Genomic DNA, 2,171 nt, shown 5'->3' with positions numbered 1-2,171 from the left:
GAGTACCTTTAACGATCAAAGTTAAAGGTTACGACGTTTATTGAAAGGATTGAATGAGTCGATTTAAAGACGCTTACTTTTGATCGCAGAATAAAAGGCAATTTCGTTCTGATAACTTTACTTTGATGTAGGTTTCATCCATACGCCACGAGTCAGACACCGGCTTTTTTCTACACCTAGCTCTATGCTCTAATACTGGTGTAAATTTGATAACCCAACGATTGATAGTAGCGTGATCAACAATGACTCCACGCTCTAATTGTATCTCTTCGATTTCACGATAACTGAGCTTATAGGCGAGATAATAACGTGCGGTTTCGAGAATAACTTCTGAGGGAAAGTGGCAACCTTTAAACATTAAGAATCAGTATCATGAGTGGAAATTAAGCGAATCTTACCTAAAACGTTCAAAGTTTGCGACAGAACCGAATTACGCAACAAAGCCGAAAAGAGTAGATCATCGACACTTTCGATACAAATGTCGATGATCTACTCTATATAATAAATTGGGTCCTTAAAACGTTAAAGCTCTGAGACGCAGGATGCGTAGAGCTTGAAACTCGTCTCGTTGCTTAGGATATAACCAAAGTAGAGATTCACGTAATAATAGTAATAATAGTAAGAATTCTCTGGTGTCACCGACCAAGAGAAGTATCTAGTCGGCCAGCCGCGCGCGATAAACATACTGTCGTATGCATCGAACAGCTCCACTTTTAACTCATCTAGTGTTGCTAAGCGCCAATTAGTTCGTCCACCGACACTATTGGCGTTGTAGGTAGCACACAGTGCATTTGCGCTATTCCAGTTAAATAAGTAGAAGTCTCCAGCTGGGCCGTAACTTCCACCTTCATTATGGATATCATCTGTTGCACTGCCACCAATGCTATCTAAGTAAGCCGCTGATGGTGAGTTGGTAAATAACTTACCGCCACCTGTATCGAAAATATCAACACATGCATCTGCTAAGTCAGCACACACATCCACGTTCACTATATTACTGATAGTTCCGTCCTGCGTGGCAGTTACGTTTACCAAACCAATAGTGACACCTGATAGTAAACCTTCTGGCGTTACTGTTGCTGTATTTATATCGTCTGATGTCCATATCGCAGAATTGGAGATATCTGATGATGAGTTATCACTGTACGTGGCCACTGCGGTTAACTGTTGAGTCAGATCTATGGCGACATTGACCATTGCAGGGGTAACTTGAATGGCAGTAATCACCGCTGCTGTCACATTGACACTCACCGTATTACTGGTAATGCCATCTTTTGTGGCGGTTATCTCCACTATGCCAGGGCTATCACCGCCAACCAACATACCAGGGGTGTTAAAGTAACCTGTATCTAGGTCGGTTGTATGCCAATCATTCAGACTTAACCCCGTCAATGTTTGAAATGAACCATCAGAGTAGTGACCAACTGCTTCAAAGGGCTGTTTATTACCTGCTGCAAGCGTCAGTTGATCCACGCCTAATGTTGTTATCGGTGAAGCTGTGATTCTGATACTTTTTAATTTTACACTTGGTTCAGGGACAGCATCTGCTGAATCACAACCGGTTAATATAATCAATAGTGGAAAAAAAACTATTGAAATTAGGGTTTTAAATAGTTTATTCATAATAATTCAATGGGTTTTGAAACTGAAAGGTAGGGATGATAATTTCAACGCGCCTTATGAAATATTGTCATATGCAACAGTGAGTGACTCATCTATATTTTCGAAGGCAAATTTCCAGTACGTAAAAAGACTGTTAAGAAATATACCCCCAACGCCCTTAAGGAGTGTATCAGAAACGCATCAAAACAAACACAAAGGCTTATCAACGAAGATTACAGCTTAATCATTGTAGCAATGATTAATGGAATAAGCTAAGATTCGAGCATCTATCAGAGAGAAAGATTTGGGTGCACCTTGGCATGAATCACAACACTGAATCAGGAAGAGGCTTACGCACGGGGTTTTCATGAACATTTTCTGGCCGGAAATAAACCTTAAAATCCAGATTTTTTTATGAATAGAAGTAAGCCCATCCATCGAATCACTGAAATTCGAGTGAATATTCTCTATCTGATTCATTTCATACTTGGATCGGTTTTGTTGCTTAATTCAGATAGAAGACATGCCTGGTCCATAGTTGCCTAATTCTTAAACAATGCACTGAGTTT

Annotated in this window: 1 protein-coding gene and 1 pseudogene; both read right to left on the bottom strand. The window is 40.2% G+C overall.

Going from position 1 to position 2,171, the window contains the following annotated elements; translation table 11 throughout:
* Positions 1–115 precede the first annotated feature (115 nt).
* Positions 116–358 (bottom strand): annotated as a pseudogene (locus tag Q1A70_RS19590) (IS6 family transposase); the annotation flags it as partial.
* A gap of 164 nt (positions 359–522) precedes the next feature.
* Positions 523–1,623, bottom strand: coding sequence for an Ig-like domain-containing protein (locus Q1A70_RS19585; protein WP_299695628.1), 1,101 nt, complete (start codon positions 1,621–1,623; stop codon positions 523–525).
* Positions 1,624–2,171: the final 548 nt, after the last annotated feature.

This window comes from uncultured Vibrio sp., assembly GCF_947488985.1.
Lineage (GTDB): Bacteria > Pseudomonadota > Gammaproteobacteria > Enterobacterales > Vibrionaceae > Vibrio.
The sequence above is the reverse complement of the archived record's forward strand: the minus strand, read 5'-3'. Positions and strand labels throughout refer to the sequence as shown.

What these genes read in the sequence shown, in the direction of transcription:
- Q1A70_RS19585 (WP_299695628.1), bottom strand. Translation starts at nt 1,623, where the DNA reads ATGAATAAACTATTTAAAACCCTAATTTCAATAGTTTTTTTTCCACTA.